This window comes from Paraburkholderia sp. GAS199 (assembly GCF_050436585.1).
In the GTDB taxonomy this organism is placed as follows: Bacteria; Pseudomonadota; Gammaproteobacteria; order Burkholderiales; family Burkholderiaceae; genus Paraburkholderia.
Genome location: NZ_JBNDMM010000009.1, coordinates 13,529 through 30,528, shown reverse-complemented (window position 1 = coordinate 30,528; position 17,000 = coordinate 13,529). Strand labels below are relative to the sequence as shown.

Sequence of the window (17,000 nt, the reverse complement as noted above, 5' to 3'; positions counted from 1 at the left end):
GCCATAGTGGAAAAATCGTCAAAGGTGAGGAAATTCGGGACCTCACCAGTGAGCTTTTTCAGGAGCCGTTCTGCTCTACTTTCCTGACGGAACGGCCGTCCCGCCGGGGTGACGGAAACGGTGGCGCGGCGGGATCCGGTTCATTGTTGACAGGTTCCTGCTGATCCAGCCATGTTTGCCAGGCGCGGTACAGGCGATTAGCCGAGACGGCCTGAGCAAATCCCAGCCATTGGCCGACCAGCTCAGCTTCCACACCGGTTTCGAACAGGTCGGCGGCAAACGTGTTGCGCAAAGTCTGCGGACTGGCACGGGAGGTTCGCTGTGCAGCGATGCCCGATTCGTCCACGATGGCGTCGACCGCGCGCAGCATGGTCGCCTTGTGCATGGGCCGACCGGACGGCGATGCCGGAAAAACCAGATTGCCGGCAAGTTCAGTGAGACGCCGTTCGGCAAGCCACGCATCGAGAATCGCAACCGCGAATGGTGCAAGGCGCGTGCGACGCGTCAGCATAGGGTTCGCGGATTCGATCGTCACCCATGGTGAGCCCGCTTTCACGCAACTAACCGTAAGCATGGCTGCTTCGCCGGTTTTGATTCCTGCGCCGAGAAATACCGCGATCAACGCGCGATCGCGACGTTCTCGCCATCGCTGCGCAACCGAAGCCGCGCTTAGCGGTGAAAACAGATAAGCGGTCAGCGCCGCGCGCTCCGCGTGGGTCAGAAAACCGGTTGGCTCGTTGTCGCGCGCATTTCGCCAGGCTGCTTCGCCATCCTGAGCAATGAAGCGAGCGGGGTTGGTCGACGAAGATTCGATCTCGCGGACATGATCGAGCACGCGTTCGATTAGCCGCAAATAGCGCACACGTTGCGGCTTTTTTATCTCGAGCCCAGCGACGAATTCGGCGATCGATTGCGTATCGACCGTGGTCAGGTTTTTCTGCCGAAGCGACAGCCATTCCAGAAACAATCCCCATTGCGCCTGGTACACCTGCGCCGAGGATCGCCGGAAATGTTGTCTCGCCAGCCATGCGTCGAAAGCAATTTGTGGATCGCGACGCCAGTCTTCCCGCTCCTGATCGAAGAGATCGGTTACGGCCGCAGGACGCGGAACCGGGTCGGACAGATGAGGAGGTGACATACGCTATCTTTCCGTTAGTTGCAGTGATTGTAGATGGCAACGCGGAAAAATCCAGCCCGAGGAAAACTCAATCTCCCCAGGCGCGTGCGTGTTTGAGCGGAGCGGGTTCCGTTGATGTTTGCGCAGCAGTGCGTTTGGCCGCCTCTTCATAAGCCGAGACAGCGAAGGCGAAAACGGCGGGCAAAGCAGTGGATGTTCCGAAGTCGACGGCTTCGTCGGTCTCGGGATAGGGCAAATCCGAAGGACGCTGAAACAGGCCCAGCATGATTGCGTCGTGACGGCTGGCGAAGCCGAGGTCGGCCAGCGCTTCCGCCTCGATGGCCTGCAACAGCCGCCACGTTAAGGGGACTTGCTGCACGATGTAGCGCGCGGCGATGTTGCGCACGATATGTTCGAGATCGCGCGCCGCGGTTTTAAAGCGCCGCGCGGCCAATTCCCGGTCGGCGTGCTCGGTCGTCAGGTCGTTCATGATCGGCTCCAGTCGATACCGTATACTGTACAAATATACAGTAGTTCATGCAACCTCGGCCAATCGGCCTATCCCGACAACCCTCAGTCGAGCCACGCCCGTCGAACGCACCTGTTGTCAGCCGTGGATCACCACCAGCAAAGCCTTCGCCTCGCTTTTGCCCGCGTTGCGGATGGCGTGCGGCTCGTCGGCGACGTAGCGCGCGGTGTCCGCAGCCTTGAGCCGCTTCGTCGTGCCGGCCGCCTCGATGTCGATCGATCCATTCAGCACGGTCAGATGCTCGCGCGTGCCCGGTTCGTGCGCGTTCGACACCAGCGCTCCGCCCGGCTGCAAGGTCAGTTCGTACCATTCGAACTTGCCGGCCAGCTCGATCGGCCCCCACACGCGCAATTGATACCTGGCATCATGGCCGCTCAGCGTCGGAATGTCGTGCGGACCGGACACGGCAATTGCCTCCGGCGTCTTTTGAGGCGCGAACAGGGAATCGAGACTGACGCCGAGCGCATTGGTCAGCCGCCAGGCAACCGCAATGGTCGGATTGGCCTTGTCGCGTTCGATTTCCGACAACATCGATTTCGACACGCCGGCCGCGCGCGACAGATCGTCGAGCGTCATACGACGTTCCGCGCGCAGACGCTGAATCTGATCGCCGACGCGCGGCGGCGCTGCGATCGCCGGAGCCTGCGTCGCGCCTGAAGTGGGTGTCGCGCTGCCTGCCGCGCGACGTGCACCCGAACTTGCCATTTACTGACCTATCGTTTAGAGTTGTTCGACATACCGGATTTTAGTTCGGAAAAACGAAAATATCCGATAAAGCTGACAATCGACTATAGCAGGCCGCCGCGTCGCCGGAAATGACGGTGCGAGGCGCGACCACCCCGCGAGCACCCATCAGGAGTCTGGTTCATGCGTGATCAATACCTCGCCCATCTGCGCGGCACCCTCGAGCAGATCCGCGCCGACGGTTTCTACAAGAACGAGCGCGTGATCGCGAGTCCGCAATCGGCCGACGTGCGTCTCGCGAACGGCGAACCCGTGCTGAACTTCTGCGCCAACAATTACCTCGGCCTCGCCAACGACGCGCGCCTGATCGACGCCGCGAAGCAGGGGCTCGACGCCGACGGTTTCGGCATGGCGTCGGTACGCTTTATTTGTGGCACGCAGACCGTGCACAAAGAACTGGAAAAAGCACTCGCCGCGTTTTTGCAAACCGACGATTGCATTCTCTACTCCAGCTGTTTCGACGCCAACGGCGGCCTGTTCGAAACGCTGCTCGACGAGAACGACGCCATCATCAGCGACGAACTGAACCACGCCAGCATCATCGACGGCGTTCGTCTGTCGAAAGCGAAGCGCTTTCGCTACAAGAACAACGATCTCGCCGACCTCGAAGCAAAACTCAAGGAAGCGGATGCGGCCGGCGCGCGCTACAAGCTGATCGCGACCGACGGCGTGTTTTCGATGGACGGCATCATCGCCAACCTCGCCGGCATCTGCGATCTCGCCGACCGCTACGGGGCGCTCGTGATGGTCGACGATTCACACGCGGTCGGCTTTGTTGGCGAACAGGGGCGCGGCACGCCGGAGCACTGCGGCGTGCTCGATCGCGTCGACATCATCACGGGTACGCTCGGCAAAGCGTTAGGCGGAGCGTCGGGCGGCTATGTGGCGGCACGCAAGGAAATCGTCGAACTGTTGCGTCAACGCTCGCGTCCTTATCTGTTCTCCAACACGCTCGCGCCGAGCATTGCCGCGGCTTCGCTGAAAGTGCTCGAACTGCTCGCCAGCAGCGAAGGCGCGCAATTACGCGAACGCGTGCGCGAAAACGGCGCGCGGTTCCGGCAGGCAATGAGCGCGCTCGGCTTCACGCTCGTGCCCGGCGAACATCCCATCATTCCCGTCATGCTCGGCGACGCGCAACTCGCATCGAACATGGCCGACGCCTTGCTGAAAGAAGGCGTCTACGTGATCGGTTTCTCGTTCCCGGTCGTGCCCAAAGGCCGCGCGCGCATTCGCACGCAAATGAGCGCCGCGCATACGGCCGAGCAGATCGACCGCGCCGTGGACGCATTCGCACGCGTCGGCCGTCAACTCGGCATCATCTGACACGGGGCAATCATGAAAGCACTGGCAAAACTCGAACGCGCTCCGGGGCTCACGCTCACGGACGTCAAGAAACCGGAAGTCGGCCACAACGACGTGATGATCCGTATCACGCGCACTGCAATTTGCGGCACCGATATTCATATCTGGAAGTGGGACGACTGGGCGCAGAAAACGATTCCCGTGCCGATGCACGTCGGCCACGAATACGTCGGCGAGATTGTCGAAATGGGCCAGGAAGTGCGCGGCTTTGCGATCGGCGACCGCGTGTCGGGCGAAGGTCATATCACGTGCGGTTTCTGCCGCAACTGTCGCGCGGGACGCCGTCATTTGTGCCGCAATACCGTGGGTGTCGGCGTGAATCGCGAAGGGGCATTTGCCGAATATCTGGTGATTCCGGCGTTCAATGCGTTCAAGATTCCGCCCGAAATCTCCGACGACCTCGCCGCGATTTTCGATCCGTTCGGTAATGCCACGCACACGGCGCTGTCGTTCAATCTGGTCGGCGAAGACGTGCTGATTACCGGCGCCGGGCCGATCGGCATCATGGCCGTGGCGATCGCGAAACACGTCGGTGCACGCAACGTGGTGATTACCGACGTCAACGATTACCGGCTCGAACTGGCCCGCAAGATGGGCGCGACGCGCGCGGTCAACGTGTCGCGCGAATCGTTGCGCGACGTGATGGCCGACTTGCACATGGCTGAAGGTTTCGACGTCGGTCTGGAAATGTCGGGCGTACCGAGCGCTTTTACGAGCATGCTCGAAGCGATGAATCACGGCGGCAAGATCGCCTTGCTCGGCATTCCGCCCGCGCAAACCGCAATCGACTGGACGCAGGTGATTTTCAAAGGCCTCGAAATCAAAGGCATTTACGGTCGCGAAATGTTCGAAACCTGGTACAAGATGGTGGCCATGCTGCAAAGCGGGCTCGACCTCTCGCCCATCCTCACGCACCATTTCAAGGTCGACGATTATCAGGAAGCATTCGCCACCATGCTCTCCGGCGAAAGCGGCAAAGTGATTCTCGACTGGACCGCCGCGTGATCTAAGTACGCCGCGCCAGTCACAGGAAAAACGCCCGCAGTGCGCTTACGCGCCTGCGGGCGTTTTGTCGAACTCGGCCTGAATGCGCACGTGAATGTCGTCGCCCACGGCCGGATACCACGTCGACAAACCAAATTTCGCGCGGCTGAACTGGCCGTCCGCGGAAAAACCGAGCGTGCCTTTCTTCGTGAGCGGATCGCGCGAAAAACCGTTGAACGTGACGTCCAGCGTGACCGGTTGCGTGACGCCGCGAATCGTCAGATCGCCCGTCAGCGTGCCGCGCGATTCGCCGGTGCGCTCGAAACGCGTGCTGACAAAGCGAATCTCCGGATAGCGTTCGACGTCGAGCATGCTGTCGCCCTTCACCATCTTGTCGAGCAGCGGCACGTTCGTATCGACGCTCGCGGCGTCGATCGAGACCGTCACCGTACTTTTATCCATGCCGCCTTCGTGCCAGTCGAGTTGTCCTTGCCGGCGATCGAAACGCATCGTGAAGCGCGAGTATTTGAAGTGATCGACGTCGAATGTAATGCTGCAATGATCGTGGTCGAGATCGTAGCGCCCGGCCGGCACGCGCGCTTCGTTCTGGCTGACGCTGTGCGTGAGCACCTGAACCGGCGTGCAAGCCGCCGATGTCAGCAGGATTGCACTGAACAATGCGCGCGACAGCGCCGCGCGAGTAGTCGAAGCATTCATGAATTTCATTCCTGTCGACCGGTTCCGGTCACGATGACGACAAACGTATCTAACCATACCTGAAGCGGAGCCATGAACCGCCCCAGCAACAAAAACTTGACGAGGGAGAATGATCGTTCTACCCTTCGATCATGGCTACTCGAAACCCAACCGAATCCGCTGCCGCCGGCAGCGCCCGCGAGCGTCTGCTCGCAGCCGCCGAGGCGCTCGTGTACGCGGGCGGCATCCACGCAACTGGCGTGGATGCGATCGTCAAGCAGTCCGGCACGGCGCGCAAAAGCTTCTACACGCATTTCGAATCGAAAGATGCGCTCGTTGCCGCCGCGCTGGAGCGGCGCGACGAACGCTGGATGAACTGGTTCATCACCGGCACGCAGCAACGCGGCGACAGCGCGCGGCAACGGTTGCTCGGCATGTTCGACGTGCTGCGCGAGTGGTTCGCCACGGAGAGCTTTCACGGTTGCGCGTTTCTGAACGCCGCTGGCGAACTTGCTTCTCCGGAAGATCCGATCCGGGTCGTTGCGCGGCAACACAAGGAGCGCCTGCTCGATTTCGTGAGCGAGCAATGCGAGCCCCTGGCGGCTGAGTGCGGCGTCGATCCCGCCAGGCTTGCGCGTCTGGCGCGGCAATGGCTGATCCTGCTCGACGGCGCGATTGCCGTCGCGCTGGTGAGCGGCGAGGCCGACGCCGCGCTCGACGCGCAAGCCGCCGCCGCAGCCTTGCTCGACAGCGAATGCGCAGCACGCTCGGCGCCCGTCTCACCCTCACCGCAAGGCAAATCGCTGCGCAAATCCACTAGCCCGCGTTCGCCATCCCGGCGGACCGCAACCTGAGTAAGGAGCCATCATGGCCGACACGATCGAAACCCGCCCGCCCCTGCCGCCGTTCACGCGCGAAACCGCCATCCAGAAAGTGCGCGGCGCCGAAGACGGCTGGAACAGCCGCGATCCCGAACGCGTGTCGCTCGTGTACACGACGGACAGCCTGTGGCGCAATCGGGCCGAGTTCGTGCAAGGCCGCCCGGAGATCATCGGACTGCTGCGCCGCAAGTGGGCCAAGGAACTCGACTACCGTCTCATCAAGGAATTGTGGGCCTTTACCGACAACCGCATCGCCGTGCGCTTCGCCTACGAATGGCACGACGACTCGAACAACTGGTTCCGTTCCTACGGCAACGAAAACTGGGAGTTCAACGAGCACGGTCTGATGGCGCACCGTCACGCCAGCATCAACGACATGCCGATCCGCGAAGCCGACCGTCTGTTCCACTGGCCGCTCGGCCGTCGTCCTGACGATCATCCGGGCCTGTCCGACCTCGGTCTCTGATCGGGTGACGCGGACGCGTCGTCCGTATTCACCACTCTGCCATCGGTCTCCGTTATCGTTGTGTCTGTCGTGCGCGGCACGTCTCGTGCCCGCGCGTCCGAGCGCGTCCTCGACATCGCCCGTGCGCCATGAGGTACAGTGCGCGACGGACAGCATGCAGGCATAACAGAACACTGATGACACCGGCGCCCGACCGGTGACGGAGAACACATGCATTTTCGGCAGATCAAGAGGAACATCCGGCACCTCGCCGTCGCGCTTGCCGCGAGCGTCGCGGCAGTGCCGGCCGCCTATGCGGGCGACTGGTGCGGCGGTGGCGTATGGGTCGATGCGATGCTCGGCTCGTACCACATCAACCCCGACCCGAACACGCACTTCGAACAGTTCAACCCGGGCCTTGGTGTCGAGTGCTGGCTGAACAATCAATGGGCGTTGACGGCCGGCGGCTTTCGCAACTCGCTGCGCCGGCCTTCCTACTACGGCGGCGGCGTCTGGGCGCCCGAGTTCCTGCATTGGGGCATCGTGCGCATCGCCGCAATGGGCGGCATCATCTCGGGCTACAACTACGGCAACTGGGGCCTCGGCCGCAATCACACCATCGGACCCGTTGCCGCGCCCATCGTCATGCTCGAATATAAGCGCGTCGGTGCCAACTTCATCGTGATTCCGCCTATCCCTTCAGACGATCTTCCGTTCACGATCGGCTTCCAGGTGAAGGTGAAGTTTTAATCGACTGCCGCATCACTCTTCACGCCCGTTGTCGCACGATGCCGGGTCGAAATCGTTCAAAGGTGAGGATTCCCAGGAGGTGAGCCGATCATCGGATTCGTGCGCACCTCTCAAGGGTGAGGTTTTCCAGGGGCTGCCTTTCGTTGCCCAACGGTGACGATTCGCTGCGTCCCGCCTTCACCGGAACCACGCTTCTCTGCGCATGTTCTCATGTGTGCGCCCGCCCACCCTCAGTGTGGGTTGACGAACAAACGTTCAGACCAATCCTCGCTACATTCTCTCCAGCGCCCCGGTACGCGCACGGATCGTCGCGACCCGACATGCGCTCCCGATCGGAGCGCGTCGGGCAATCAGCGCGTTGAGACACGATTCAGTCGGAGAGACCGCCGCAATGATGCCTCCCAGAACAATAGAGACGCCGGTCGATCAGCAGACGATCCCCGCACGAGGCTCGATTTTCAATCGCGACTGGATGATGCGTTTGCGGGCGGACGCGAAATCGATCGGCTGGTTCATGCCGGGCGTTGCCTTGGTGATGCTGCTGGCCCTCGCGCTTCGCCTGCCGAACCTTTCCGATCGCGCGATCGGTGCGGGTGAAGCGTACAGCTACTATTTCTCGAATCTCTCCTGGTCCGCGCTCTGGACCGAGACACCGTTCTACGGCTCGCATCCGCCGCTCTATTATTCGCTGCTGAAAATCTGGACGTGGATCACGGGGGACTCGGAAGCCGGCATGCGCTCGCTCTCCGTGGTGGCGAGTCTGGCGACCGTCGGCGTGATCGCGTTTTCGTCGCGGCTGCTGGGTTTTGCCAGCCGCTACGATCGGATCGGCGTGATGACCGCCGCGTTGCTCGCGATCAATCCCGGCAGCATCGACTACGCGCAGCAGGCCAGCGCCGATGCGCTGCTCACCCTGTTCGCCACGCTGACGATTCTGGCGTCGGCCGTGCTGCTCAAACGTCTTCAGATCGACGATCACGACGACGCCGCCCTGAAGCTGGCCTATTTGCCGGCCGGCATTTTTGCGGGTGTCACGCTCTGGTTGCAGCACGACAGCCTGTTCCTCATCGTCGGCAACTGGGTGGGATTCACAGGCGCGATTCTGCTGGGTTCGACTCACCGCCGTCGTGACTTTATCGTCTCAGGCAAGGCGCTCGCGGTCGTGTTGCTGATCTGGGCGCCTTGCATTTTCATCGCCTGGCTGGAGTCGAAACCCGCTTCCGGTTTCAGCTCGCCGTCGAACTCACTGGACACGCTTCTCTCGCCGTTCACGCTGGCCTCCGGCGGCGGATTCGCGTTCGTTCTCGCGGGCATCGTCGCCGTGATGGCGTGGCTGCGTATCTACAAGAACAGCCGCGCGATCGCCGCGTATGTGGCGAGCGTCGTCGTGATTCCGGTTGTCTTCGTGTTCATCGCATCGTATGTCGTCAGCGCGATTTTCGTGACGGGGACGATGGCATGGTTGACGCCGGTGTTTCTGTCGGTCGTATCGCTCGGACTGTTTTTGCCGGGGAAAATGCAGAAGCTGAAGTTCGCGCTCGCGCCGATACTCGCGCTGATCTGCATCGGACACGATATCGGCTACTACCAGAGCAATACGCCGGATCTGCGCGGCGCGACCGACTATCTCTCGTCGCGCTACCAGCTGGGCGATCTCGTGATGGTGTATCCCAACGACCTGCAACTCGGTCTGGATTACTACGCGCGCGACAACGCAGGCGGCATGGACGTGCTCGCTTTGCCCGCAACGTACCCGGCTGCCGGTTTGACGCGGCCGTATCTGCAAGGCAACAAAGGTTCGCCGTCGGTCGTCGAAAGCGACCGTGCGCAAATCAGAAAACTTCTGGCCGCGCATCAGCGCGTCTGGTTCGTCGGCAAGGTGACCGAGCCGGACAACAACATGAACATCATCTCAAGCGAGCTTTATCACGCCTTCGGCATGCCGGCGCAGTCCGCGGATTTCGTCGACACGCCGGTCGCCTTGTTCGCGAGACGTTAGCCGTCACGAAAGGTGAGGATTACCAGGAGGTGAGGAAATCCAGGAGGTGCTGGCGCAAAGGTGAGCCGTTCCAGGAGTTGCGTCGTCAAGGTCAGGAATTCCAGGAGGTGAGGAACGGCCCATGAATAATTGCACCTGTGAATAAGGTGAGGATTTCCAGGGAGTCGCGCACAGGCCGTTGTGGTGATTCCTCGTGACAGTGAAACATCACCGCTGTTTGTTTCATGCTCGACGCGCGCCGCGTGCAGCGGCGGTCAACTCCTTACATCCACTTCCATAGTCAAACAAAGCGTGAGCGCGTGAAGCCGAGCGGCGTCATGTCGAATTGCCGCGTGGCCTTCGCTGCGCGGACTTGCACGCTGTACGACGCGCGCGTCGGGCGCGCTGCGCTTGTCGTGGATGTAACGGCTTCGTAAAACATGATCTTTCGCTGATTGATAAGTTGCGCATAACGCACGGCGCCGTCCTGCAAACGACGGCGCGAAACGCGTCAACTCATCGAAGGAGCAATCATGAAAAAGCTGATCGCGATCGCGGCACTGGCCGCGCTAAGCGCAACCTTGAGCGGATGCTGGTGGGGACCGCCGCCGGGTTGGGGCGGTGGTCCAGGCGGCGGCGGTGGTGGGGGTGGTCCGGGCGGCGGCCCTGGTGGTGGCGGTCCGCATGGTTCGATCGTCGTGCCGGGCAATCCGGCACAAGCCTGAGCGCACGGCTGCTCGACTGCGACTGCAGACGCGCTACACCGGAAACGTGAGCGTGACGACGAAGCCACCATCGGCGGCGTTGTCCGCGTGGAACGTGCCGCCGTTGTAGCGCACCAGTCGCCGGACGATCGCGAGACCGAGCCCGCAATGCGCGTCGCCGCTGCGGGCTTCGTCGAGACGCACGAACGGTTGCAAGGCGCGGTCGAGCTGGCCGGACGGAATGCCGTCACCGTGATCGCGGACTCGCAGAACGTAGTGCCCCTGGCTCATCGACGTCGAAATCTCGACGGGCGGTTCGCCATACGTCAGTGCGTTCTCGATCAGGTTCGTGAGAATGCGGTCGAGGTCGACGAGCGGCAAGGCGAAGCTGCCGCCCGCCTGCAGGTCGAGGCGCACGAGCGCGTCGTCGGCGTGACTGTCGCCGTAGTGACGCCGGCAATGCACATCGACACTGGTACGCGGCGACGCGTCAGCGCTCTCGCGCGCGAAGTCGAGGAACTGCGTGACGATGCGCGACAACGACTCCGAATCGCGTAGAAAGCCGCGCCGGTTGGCTTCATCCGGCAACAGGTCGGCGCGCACCTGCATGCGCGTGATCGGCGCGCGCAGATCGTGCGCCACACCGGCCAGCATCACCGCGCGTTCCTGTTCGGACTGCGCAAGTTCATGGACCATCTGGTTGAAGTCGCCGATCAGTTCCCGCAGTTCGCGCGGCCCGCTTGCCTGTACGACCGGCGCGCGATGTCCGACGCGGAACTCGCGTGCAGCCAGCGCCAGACGATGAATCGGCCGCTGCAATTGCCAGGCGCTCAACAACGCGATGATGACCGCGAGCACGAGCATGGTGGCCGATGCGCCCATGAAACGGCGCGCCGGCAAGATCGCGTTGTCCATTCTTATCCAGCCGGGGTTGTCTGCGTAACGGACCCAGACGGTGCCGCTCTCGCTGTCGGCAACGACACGGCTGCCTGCCGGCAAACGCGCGCGCAAGTCGCGCTCGAACGGCCCGAACGTGTTGTCGCAGGGCGCGGGGCAACCGGCCGCGATGGCGTCGTCGGCATTTACATACGACGTACCCAGCGTCGCAACGACCTGCGAGGCGGGAAGCGTGATGGCGTGTTCGGCTTCGACCGCGAGCCGCACGCCGCGCTGCGCGTGACTCGTATCGATCTGCCCGCGTTCGCGGTCCACGAGAACCAGAGCGGTGATATGCACCAGCACGATCAGGCTCACCGTCATCAGCGCGAGCCTGCCGAACAGCGTGTTAAACGGATTTTTCATCGTCGCTGTCGCCGGGGACGAACATGTAGCCGATGCCGCGAATGGTCTGGATACGGCGCGGGTTGGCGGGATCGTCTTCGAGCAGACGGCGCAGGCGCCACACGGGCACGTCGATGCCGCGCTCGGTGACATCGGCGTACGGACCATGCAGCAGATCGACGAGCTTCGAACGCGACAGCGTTTCCATGGGATGCTGCGCCAGCACTTCGAGCAGCGCATATTCGCTGCCGGTCAGCTTGAGCGGCGCTTCGTCGCGAAACAGCGTGCGGGTCGCAAAATCGAGGCGGAAGCGGCCGAAACGCAGCGCCTCGCGTCGCTCGACCGGCGCGGCGGCGGCAGGCTGCGCATGTCGCCGCAATACGGCGTGAATGCGCGCCAGCAACTCTTGCGGCATGAACGGCTTGCCGAGATAGTCGTCGGCGCCGAGTTCGAGACCGATCACGCGATCGACGCCGTCGGCGCGCGCCGTGAGCATCACCACCGGAATCATGTCGCCGCTCGCGCGCAGCTGGCGCAGCGCGCTCAGACCGTCGACGCCCGGCATCATGAGATCGAGCACGATGATCGACGGCCGCTCGCGTTCGAGTCGCGCGGCAAGATGATTGGCGTCGTGCAGCACGGACATCTCGATACCGCGTTGCTGGAAAAACGTTCTGAGCAGGTCGCGCAGATCGGCGTCGTCGTCGACCAGCAGAACCTGGATGGGCGTGTCGGACATGGCTCAGGCCTGATCGGAGAAAAGAGTGGATGGATCGCGCGTCGGCGCGCCAGTCGGATAAGCGAATATAGCGAATTGCGCCGCGCTGCCGCTTTCGGGTTCTTGTCCGCGCTTACAGTTTATTACGAAGGACGACGCGGACGACATCGCCTCCGCAAGCAGGCCGGATCGTCCAAAGGTGAGGATATTCGGGAGAGCGTGCGGTGACAAACTCGCTACCTGTCAGCGCACTTTGCTCTCAAAGGTGAGGAGATTCGGGAGGCCGGCAGAGTACGGCCTCCTGCGAGGTGATGACTCAATCGCCGCCGTGCGCGAGTGCGATGCGCGCTTTCGCTTCCGGACTGCCGGCGACGAAATACTTCTTCGCCCAATCGCCGTTCGGCTGCAGCGCGAGGCGCGGGTGCGTGTCCTTGTTCTTCTGGTCGATGGCGAGCGCACGCGCCCGATAGTGTTCGTACAGGCGCAGGAACTCCGCGAGGTAGGTGCCGGCGATCCGGCGGTCGCGAATTTCCAGCAGGTTCTCGTCGTTGAAATGCTCGGAGTTGTTGCTCATGTTGGCCGAGCCCGTGTACACGATCGGATTCGCGCTCTCCGCATCGATCACCAGAAACTTGTGGTGAATGATGACCGGCGCGTAGTCGGGTGCATGCTCGCCCGGAAACAGCCGAAGCTCGGGTTCGAAGCCGGCCGGCACCGTGGCGGGTGAAAAGTATTCCGCGTCGATGACGTCGCGATTGTCGCGGCTGCGATGGTAAAGCTCCATGTTCGCGAGCGCCGTGGTCGTGACGATCTGGCCGTCACGTTGCGCCGCTTCCGCCGCGTCGGCCGACTTCGCGCTGATATGGTTCACCAGCCCGAACATCATCAGGCCTTTGTCGCCCGCGGCGAAGCAGGCGTCGCGCAGCGGCGCGTCGGTCGGCATGAACAGGCAGAACACGACCGAATGCTTCGCCTTGCCGATGGCGTCCACGATCGTATCGATTTGCAGGCGCGAGGATTTCGGTTCCGGAGAAAAGATAGCGCGAACTTGCGCGGTGCCGACCTGAACCGGTTGCGACCAGCCATGCGTGAGCTTCGCGGTGTCGGCAATGCTGGGATTGCCGGCAAGGCTCTTTGCGCGGTCGCTATAAAGCGTCGCCAGTTCGGGCGAATCGAACAGGTGCAGCACGTTCGCCTGCTCCGTGATGCCTTCGGTGGTGAAATTCGCCGAGCCGGTCAACAGTCGCGCGGGCGACGCCTGTCCGTTGCCGTTGTCTACGACAATGAACTTGTCGTGCATGATGTGCGTCTTGTCGCGCGGTGCGAAGCTGGCGACGTCGGCGAGTTGATCGACAGCCGGCTGATTGGGTGACGGCGCGGGCGGCTTGCCCTTCTCACGCACCTCGTGCGAGTCATAGACAATGGCAAGCGCAGTCTTGCCCTGCTCCTTGCCGAACGCCGCAAATGCCGGAATGGCCCACAGCGGATCGGTGAGGTGATAAACAGCCGCCGCCGCACGATGCGCGTGCGCGAGCGTGAGACTGAACACTTCCTGCAAGTCGTTGGCGAGCCACGTGCGCAGGCGCAAGGCCTGCGCGGGCGGCGGCGCCTCGTTCGGCGCCAGATGCAGGGCCGCCACTTTGCGCGCGAATGCCTGCGAACTCACCACCGCGCGGTTGAACCAGGTGCCGATGCCGGCTTCAATATGCGCAGGCAGCGTGAGCTTGCACTCGGCCATTTGCGCTTCGAGCAATTGCGGCGCGTCGGGTGTGCCGACCACCGGATACACCTTGTAGGCAAACGGCTTCTCGCGATCGGGCTCGTCGATCCGCGCGTCCCACCACATGAATTTCTGGATCGGCGCCGTGTTGGACGGCGCATCGGCTTGCGTCGACGGCACGGCACCTTTGAAGGTCAGGCGATTGGGAAGCCAACTGCTTGCTTCGCGATCGTGGCCGTTTTCGGAAACAAAGCCCGGCGTGCGTTTGATGGCAAAGCCGAGAAAGTCGTCGCGGTTCTGGCCTTCGGGCCAGTCGAACGCGAGCAACACGAGTGTCGGGGAAAGATAGCTGCGGACAGAAACGGTCATCGGTGCGCTCCGCGAAGTGGCGTGGAGGCTAGTTTGGCGGTGCGCTCGTGACGGTTTCGTGTCGCGTCCCATGCCGTAATTCGTCGTGAATAAAAAATCGAAAAGAACAATTAACGGCCGCCAATAGAAATACTTTAGGAATTTAGTCGCAATTTTCTATTGTCTGATTTAATTAGTTTCTAGTCATCGCTCAGTAACATGCGGCTTGAATAATCTGCCGCGCTGCACGCCTGACGCGCTGCAGCGGTCGAATCGACCGGATTCGACATACATACGCGCGGCTCCGTCAGAGGGCAAAAGCGCACAAGGCCATACCCTCGGGGGTTTCACCATGACTATTCGTCATCGCATTACGTTATTGGTTGTGTTGATGTTCGTCGCGTTATCGGCGATCGGCGCTTATGCCGTTTATCAGACGCGCGGCAGCGCGGCCGAAGTGCGCAAAGTGACCGAAGGCGTCGTGCCCAGCGCGCTCGCTTCCGCCGATCTCGTCTCGCAAGTGAAAGACGTGCAGCTCGCGACCATGACGCTGGTCTACGCGCCGGACGCGAACATGGTCGCGCAGGCACAGGACGAACTGAAGAAGAAAAAGACTTCGTTGCAGCAGGCACTCGCGCTGCAGGCGAAAGACGCCGCGAGTCACGCCCAGCAGGGGCTGGTGACGCAGGCTAAAGAGAGCCTCGAAAACTATTTCTCCGCCATTGCCGACACTGCGCAAATGAAGGCGGCCGGCAAGAACGAACTGGCGCAGGCGTATCTGTTCGCCAATGTCGCGCAGTATCGCGACGAACTCGAAGGCATCGTGGAAACGCTGCGCGTCGAGAAAAATCGCGAGAAAGACGACGCCATCACCGCGCTGAACGCGACGCTCGCCACCACGACCACGGCGATCGCCATCGTGACCGGCATCGCCATCATTCTGCTGACCTCGATCGGCTCGCTGCTCTACCGCCAGATCACGCGTCCGCTCAGCCGCATGCAGGCGATGATGAGCGAGATCGCGTCGAGCCAGGACTTCACGCGCCGTGTGCCGGTGGGACGTCTCGACGAGATCGGACATTCGATCGTCGCCTTCAACGGCATGATCGCGAAGATCCAGGAAAGCTCGGCGCAACTCAAGCAGAAGACCGCCGACATTCAGGCGATGTTGCAGAACATGCAGCAGGGCATTCTGACCGTGATCGACGGCGCCGTGATCCACGCCGAGTACTCGGCGTATCTCGAAGACATTTTCGAAACGCGCGACATTGCCGGGCGCGGCCTGATGGAACTGGTGTTCTCCGACACCGACCTCGGCTCGGACGTACTCTCGCAAGTCGACGCCGCCACGCATGCCTGTCTCGGTGAAGACTGCATCAACTTTGCGTTCAACCAGCATCTGCTGGTGGGCGAAATCTCGAAGCGCATGCCCGACGGCCGCCTCAAAATTCTCGACCTGAGCTGGTCCGCGATTACCGACGAGAACGACGTGATCGTGCGTCTGATGCTGTGCGTGCGCGACGTCACCGAGCTGCGCAAGCTCGCCGCCGAAGCCAGCGAGCAGCGTCGCCGTCTCGACATGATCGGCGAGATTCTCGCGGTGAGCGAAGAGAAGTTCCATCACTTCATCGAAAGCTCGGCGGGGTTCGTCAGCGAAAACGAGCGGATCATCCGCAAGCATTCGGAAGCGGATCACGCGGCCATTGCCGAACTGTTCCGCAACATGCACACCATCAAGGGCAACGCGCGCACCTACAACCTGCAGCACCTGACCAACGTCGTGCACGAAACGGAGCAGAGCTATGACGAGCTGCGTCAGCCGGATGCGGACCGTCCGTGGGATCAGGATCACCTGATGCGCGAACTGACGCGCGTGCGCGAGGCCATCGAGAGCTACGCGAAGATCAACGAGCAGAGCCTCGGACGCAAGGGCAAGCGTGCCGCGAATCAGGCCGGCGACGCGGGCAACTACGTGATGGTCGAGAAGGCGCATATCCAGCAGACCTTGAGCCTGCTCGAGCGCACCGACGCGAGCGAACTTCACGAACTGCAAGCCATGCGCGACGTGATGCGGCAGAGTTTGCAGGCGCTCGGCAGCGAAAGCGTGGCCGATGCGCTTTCGGGCGTGCTCGGCTCGCTGCCTTCGCTGGCAACGGAGTTGGGTAAAGCGGCGCCGCAGGTTCGTATCGACGACAACGGCTACCGCCTGCAGGGTCAGGCCGGCGGCACGTTGAACAACGTGTTCATGCATCTGCTGCGCAATTCGATGGACCACGGCATCGAAACCGTCGAAGCGCGCACGACGCACGGCAAGGCGCCGGCCGGCACGATCGACATCGAGGTCGGCGTGGACAGCGGCGCGCTGCAGATCACCCTTAGCGACGACGGCCGCGGCCTCGCGCTCGAACGGATTCGCGGCATCGCCGTTCAGCGTGGCTGGATTCGCGAAGACGAATCGATCAGCGACGAAGCCGTTGCCGAATTCATCTTCCGGCCGGGTTTTTCGACTGCCGAAGCCGTCACGGAAGTCTCGGGACGCGGCGTGGGTATGGACGCCGTGCGCGACTTCCTCCGGCGCGAGCACGGCAGCATCCAGTTGCGTTTCACCGACGATCGTAAAGGCGCGGCGTTCCGTCAGTTTCAGACGATCGTCAGCCTGCCCGATAGCGTCGCCGTGGATACGCTCGGCCTGCAGGCACGACGCCCCACCGGCGAACTGCAACTCGACGCGATGGCCGACTGA

15 protein-coding genes are annotated in these 17,000 nt (G+C 62.2%); 8 read left to right on the top strand and 7 right to left on the bottom strand.

Features of this window, described 5'->3' with window-relative positions:
- Positions 1-58 precede the first annotated feature (58 nt).
- The 3 genes from P3T18_RS29310 to P3T18_RS29300 form a co-directional block, all read right to left on the bottom strand.
- Positions 59-1,138, bottom strand: a complete 1,080-nt coding sequence (locus P3T18_RS29310; RefSeq protein ID WP_429303451.1) for a tyrosine-type recombinase/integrase — start codon at positions 1,136-1,138, stop codon at positions 59-61.
- A 67-nt stretch (positions 1,139-1,205) separates the two neighbouring features.
- A complete protein-coding gene (locus P3T18_RS29305; RefSeq protein WP_429303450.1) occupies positions 1,206-1,607 on the bottom strand; it encodes a DUF2471 family protein in 402 nt (133 codons plus the stop codon).
- Positions 1,608-1,724: 117 nt separating this feature from the next.
- Complete coding sequence (locus P3T18_RS29300; protein ID WP_429303449.1) at positions 1,725-2,351, bottom strand: helix-turn-helix domain-containing protein; 627 nt, start codon at positions 2,349-2,351, stop codon at positions 1,725-1,727.
- A gap of 162 nt (positions 2,352-2,513) precedes the next feature.
- Here P3T18_RS29300 and P3T18_RS29295 point away from each other — a divergent pair, with 162 nt between their 5' ends.
- Entirely contained in the window at positions 2,514-3,713 is a 1,200-nt protein-coding gene (locus P3T18_RS29295) for a glycine C-acetyltransferase (protein WP_429303448.1), read from the top strand.
- Between the two features lie 12 nt (positions 3,714-3,725).
- Complete coding sequence (gene tdh / locus P3T18_RS29290) at positions 3,726-4,757, top strand: L-threonine 3-dehydrogenase (protein WP_028195988.1); 1,032 nt, start codon at positions 3,726-3,728, stop codon at positions 4,755-4,757.
- Positions 4,758-4,802: 45 nt separating this feature from the next.
- Here tdh and P3T18_RS29285 read toward each other — a convergent pair whose 3' ends face one another.
- Positions 4,803-5,453 carry a YceI family protein gene (locus P3T18_RS29285; protein WP_429303447.1) on the bottom strand — a complete coding sequence of 217 codons (651 nt, stop codon included), beginning with the start codon at positions 5,451-5,453 and terminating at the stop codon, positions 4,803-4,805.
- A gap of 131 nt (positions 5,454-5,584) precedes the next feature.
- On the opposite strand from P3T18_RS29285, the gene P3T18_RS29280 reads away from it, so the two are divergent.
- From P3T18_RS29280 to P3T18_RS29260, 5 genes are all read left to right on the top strand, one after another.
- The gene (locus tag P3T18_RS29280; protein ID WP_429303446.1) at positions 5,585-6,286 is read left to right on the top strand and encodes a TetR/AcrR family transcriptional regulator; all 702 of its coding nucleotides are present in this window, start codon (positions 5,585-5,587) and stop codon (positions 6,284-6,286) included.
- A gap of 13 nt (positions 6,287-6,299) precedes the next feature.
- Positions 6,300-6,779, top strand: a complete 480-nt coding sequence (locus P3T18_RS29275) for a DUF1348 family protein (RefSeq protein ID WP_429303445.1) — start codon at positions 6,300-6,302, stop codon at positions 6,777-6,779.
- Between the two features lie 210 nt (positions 6,780-6,989).
- A complete protein-coding gene (locus tag P3T18_RS29270) occupies positions 6,990-7,508 on the top strand; it encodes a hypothetical protein (RefSeq protein WP_429303444.1) in 519 nt (172 codons plus the stop codon).
- 391 nt (positions 7,509-7,899) lie between these two features.
- The gene (locus P3T18_RS29265) at positions 7,900-9,507 is read left to right on the top strand and encodes a glycosyltransferase family 39 protein (protein ID WP_429303443.1); all 1,608 of its coding nucleotides are present in this window, start codon (positions 7,900-7,902) and stop codon (positions 9,505-9,507) included.
- A gap of 512 nt (positions 9,508-10,019) precedes the next feature.
- Positions 10,020-10,211 carry a hypothetical protein gene (locus P3T18_RS29260; RefSeq protein ID WP_429303442.1) on the top strand — a complete coding sequence of 64 codons (192 nt, stop codon included), beginning with the start codon at positions 10,020-10,022 and terminating at the stop codon, positions 10,209-10,211.
- Between the two features lie 33 nt (positions 10,212-10,244).
- Here P3T18_RS29260 and P3T18_RS29255 read toward each other — a convergent pair whose 3' ends face one another.
- From P3T18_RS29255 to P3T18_RS29245, 3 genes are all read right to left on the bottom strand, one after another.
- Positions 10,245-11,492 (bottom strand): ATP-binding protein, encoded by a 1,248-nt coding sequence (locus tag P3T18_RS29255; RefSeq protein WP_429303441.1) that lies wholly within the window; start codon positions 11,490-11,492, stop codon positions 10,245-10,247.
- Positions 11,476-12,210 (bottom strand): response regulator, encoded by a 735-nt coding sequence (locus P3T18_RS29250; RefSeq protein ID WP_429303440.1) that lies wholly within the window; start codon positions 12,208-12,210, stop codon positions 11,476-11,478. Before P3T18_RS29250 ends, P3T18_RS29255 begins: the two co-directional genes overlap by 17 nt.
- A 295-nt stretch (positions 12,211-12,505) precedes the next feature.
- Positions 12,506-14,278, bottom strand: a complete 1,773-nt coding sequence (locus tag P3T18_RS29245) for a phospholipase D-like domain-containing protein (RefSeq protein ID WP_429303439.1) — start codon at positions 14,276-14,278, stop codon at positions 12,506-12,508.
- A 331-nt stretch (positions 14,279-14,609) separates the two neighbouring features.
- Between P3T18_RS29245 and P3T18_RS29240 the strand changes: the two genes are divergently transcribed.
- Positions 14,610-17,000 (top strand): ATP-binding protein, encoded by a 2,391-nt coding sequence (locus P3T18_RS29240; protein WP_429303438.1) that lies wholly within the window; start codon positions 14,610-14,612, stop codon positions 16,998-17,000.

Excerpts from the sequence above, each read along its gene's own strand:
- P3T18_RS29240 (WP_429303438.1), top strand. The coding sequence starts at position 14,610 with ATGACTATTCGTCATCGCATTACGTTATTGGTTGTGTTGATGTTCGTC.
- P3T18_RS29285 (WP_429303447.1), bottom strand. The coding sequence starts at position 5,453 with ATGAATGCTTCGACTACTCGCGCGGCGCTGTCGCGCGCATTGTTCAGT.
- P3T18_RS29260 (WP_429303442.1), top strand. The coding sequence starts at position 10,020 with ATGAAAAAGCTGATCGCGATCGCGGCACTGGCCGCGCTAAGCGCAACC.
- P3T18_RS29310 (WP_429303451.1), bottom strand. The coding sequence starts at position 1,138 with ATGTCACCTCCTCATCTGTCCGACCCGGTTCCGCGTCCTGCGGCCGTA.
- P3T18_RS29245 (WP_429303439.1), bottom strand. The coding sequence starts at position 14,278 with ATGACCGTTTCTGTCCGCAGCTATCTTTCCCCGACACTCGTGTTGCTC.
- P3T18_RS29255 (WP_429303441.1), bottom strand. The coding sequence starts at position 11,492 with ATGAAAAATCCGTTTAACACGCTGTTCGGCAGGCTCGCGCTGATGACG.
- P3T18_RS29305 (WP_429303450.1), bottom strand. The coding sequence starts at position 1,607 with ATGAACGACCTGACGACCGAGCACGCCGACCGGGAATTGGCCGCGCGG.
- P3T18_RS29275 (WP_429303445.1), top strand. The coding sequence starts at position 6,300 with ATGGCCGACACGATCGAAACCCGCCCGCCCCTGCCGCCGTTCACGCGC.
- P3T18_RS29265 (WP_429303443.1), top strand. The coding sequence starts at position 7,900 with ATGATGCCTCCCAGAACAATAGAGACGCCGGTCGATCAGCAGACGATC.
- tdh (WP_028195988.1), top strand. The coding sequence starts at position 3,726 with ATGAAAGCACTGGCAAAACTCGAACGCGCTCCGGGGCTCACGCTCACG.
- P3T18_RS29270 (WP_429303444.1), top strand. The coding sequence starts at position 6,990 with ATGCATTTTCGGCAGATCAAGAGGAACATCCGGCACCTCGCCGTCGCG.
- P3T18_RS29250 (WP_429303440.1), bottom strand. The coding sequence starts at position 12,210 with ATGTCCGACACGCCCATCCAGGTTCTGCTGGTCGACGACGACGCCGAT.
- P3T18_RS29280 (WP_429303446.1), top strand. The coding sequence starts at position 5,585 with ATGGCTACTCGAAACCCAACCGAATCCGCTGCCGCCGGCAGCGCCCGC.
- P3T18_RS29300 (WP_429303449.1), bottom strand. The coding sequence starts at position 2,351 with ATGGCAAGTTCGGGTGCACGTCGCGCGGCAGGCAGCGCGACACCCACT.
- P3T18_RS29295 (WP_429303448.1), top strand. The coding sequence starts at position 2,514 with ATGCGTGATCAATACCTCGCCCATCTGCGCGGCACCCTCGAGCAGATC.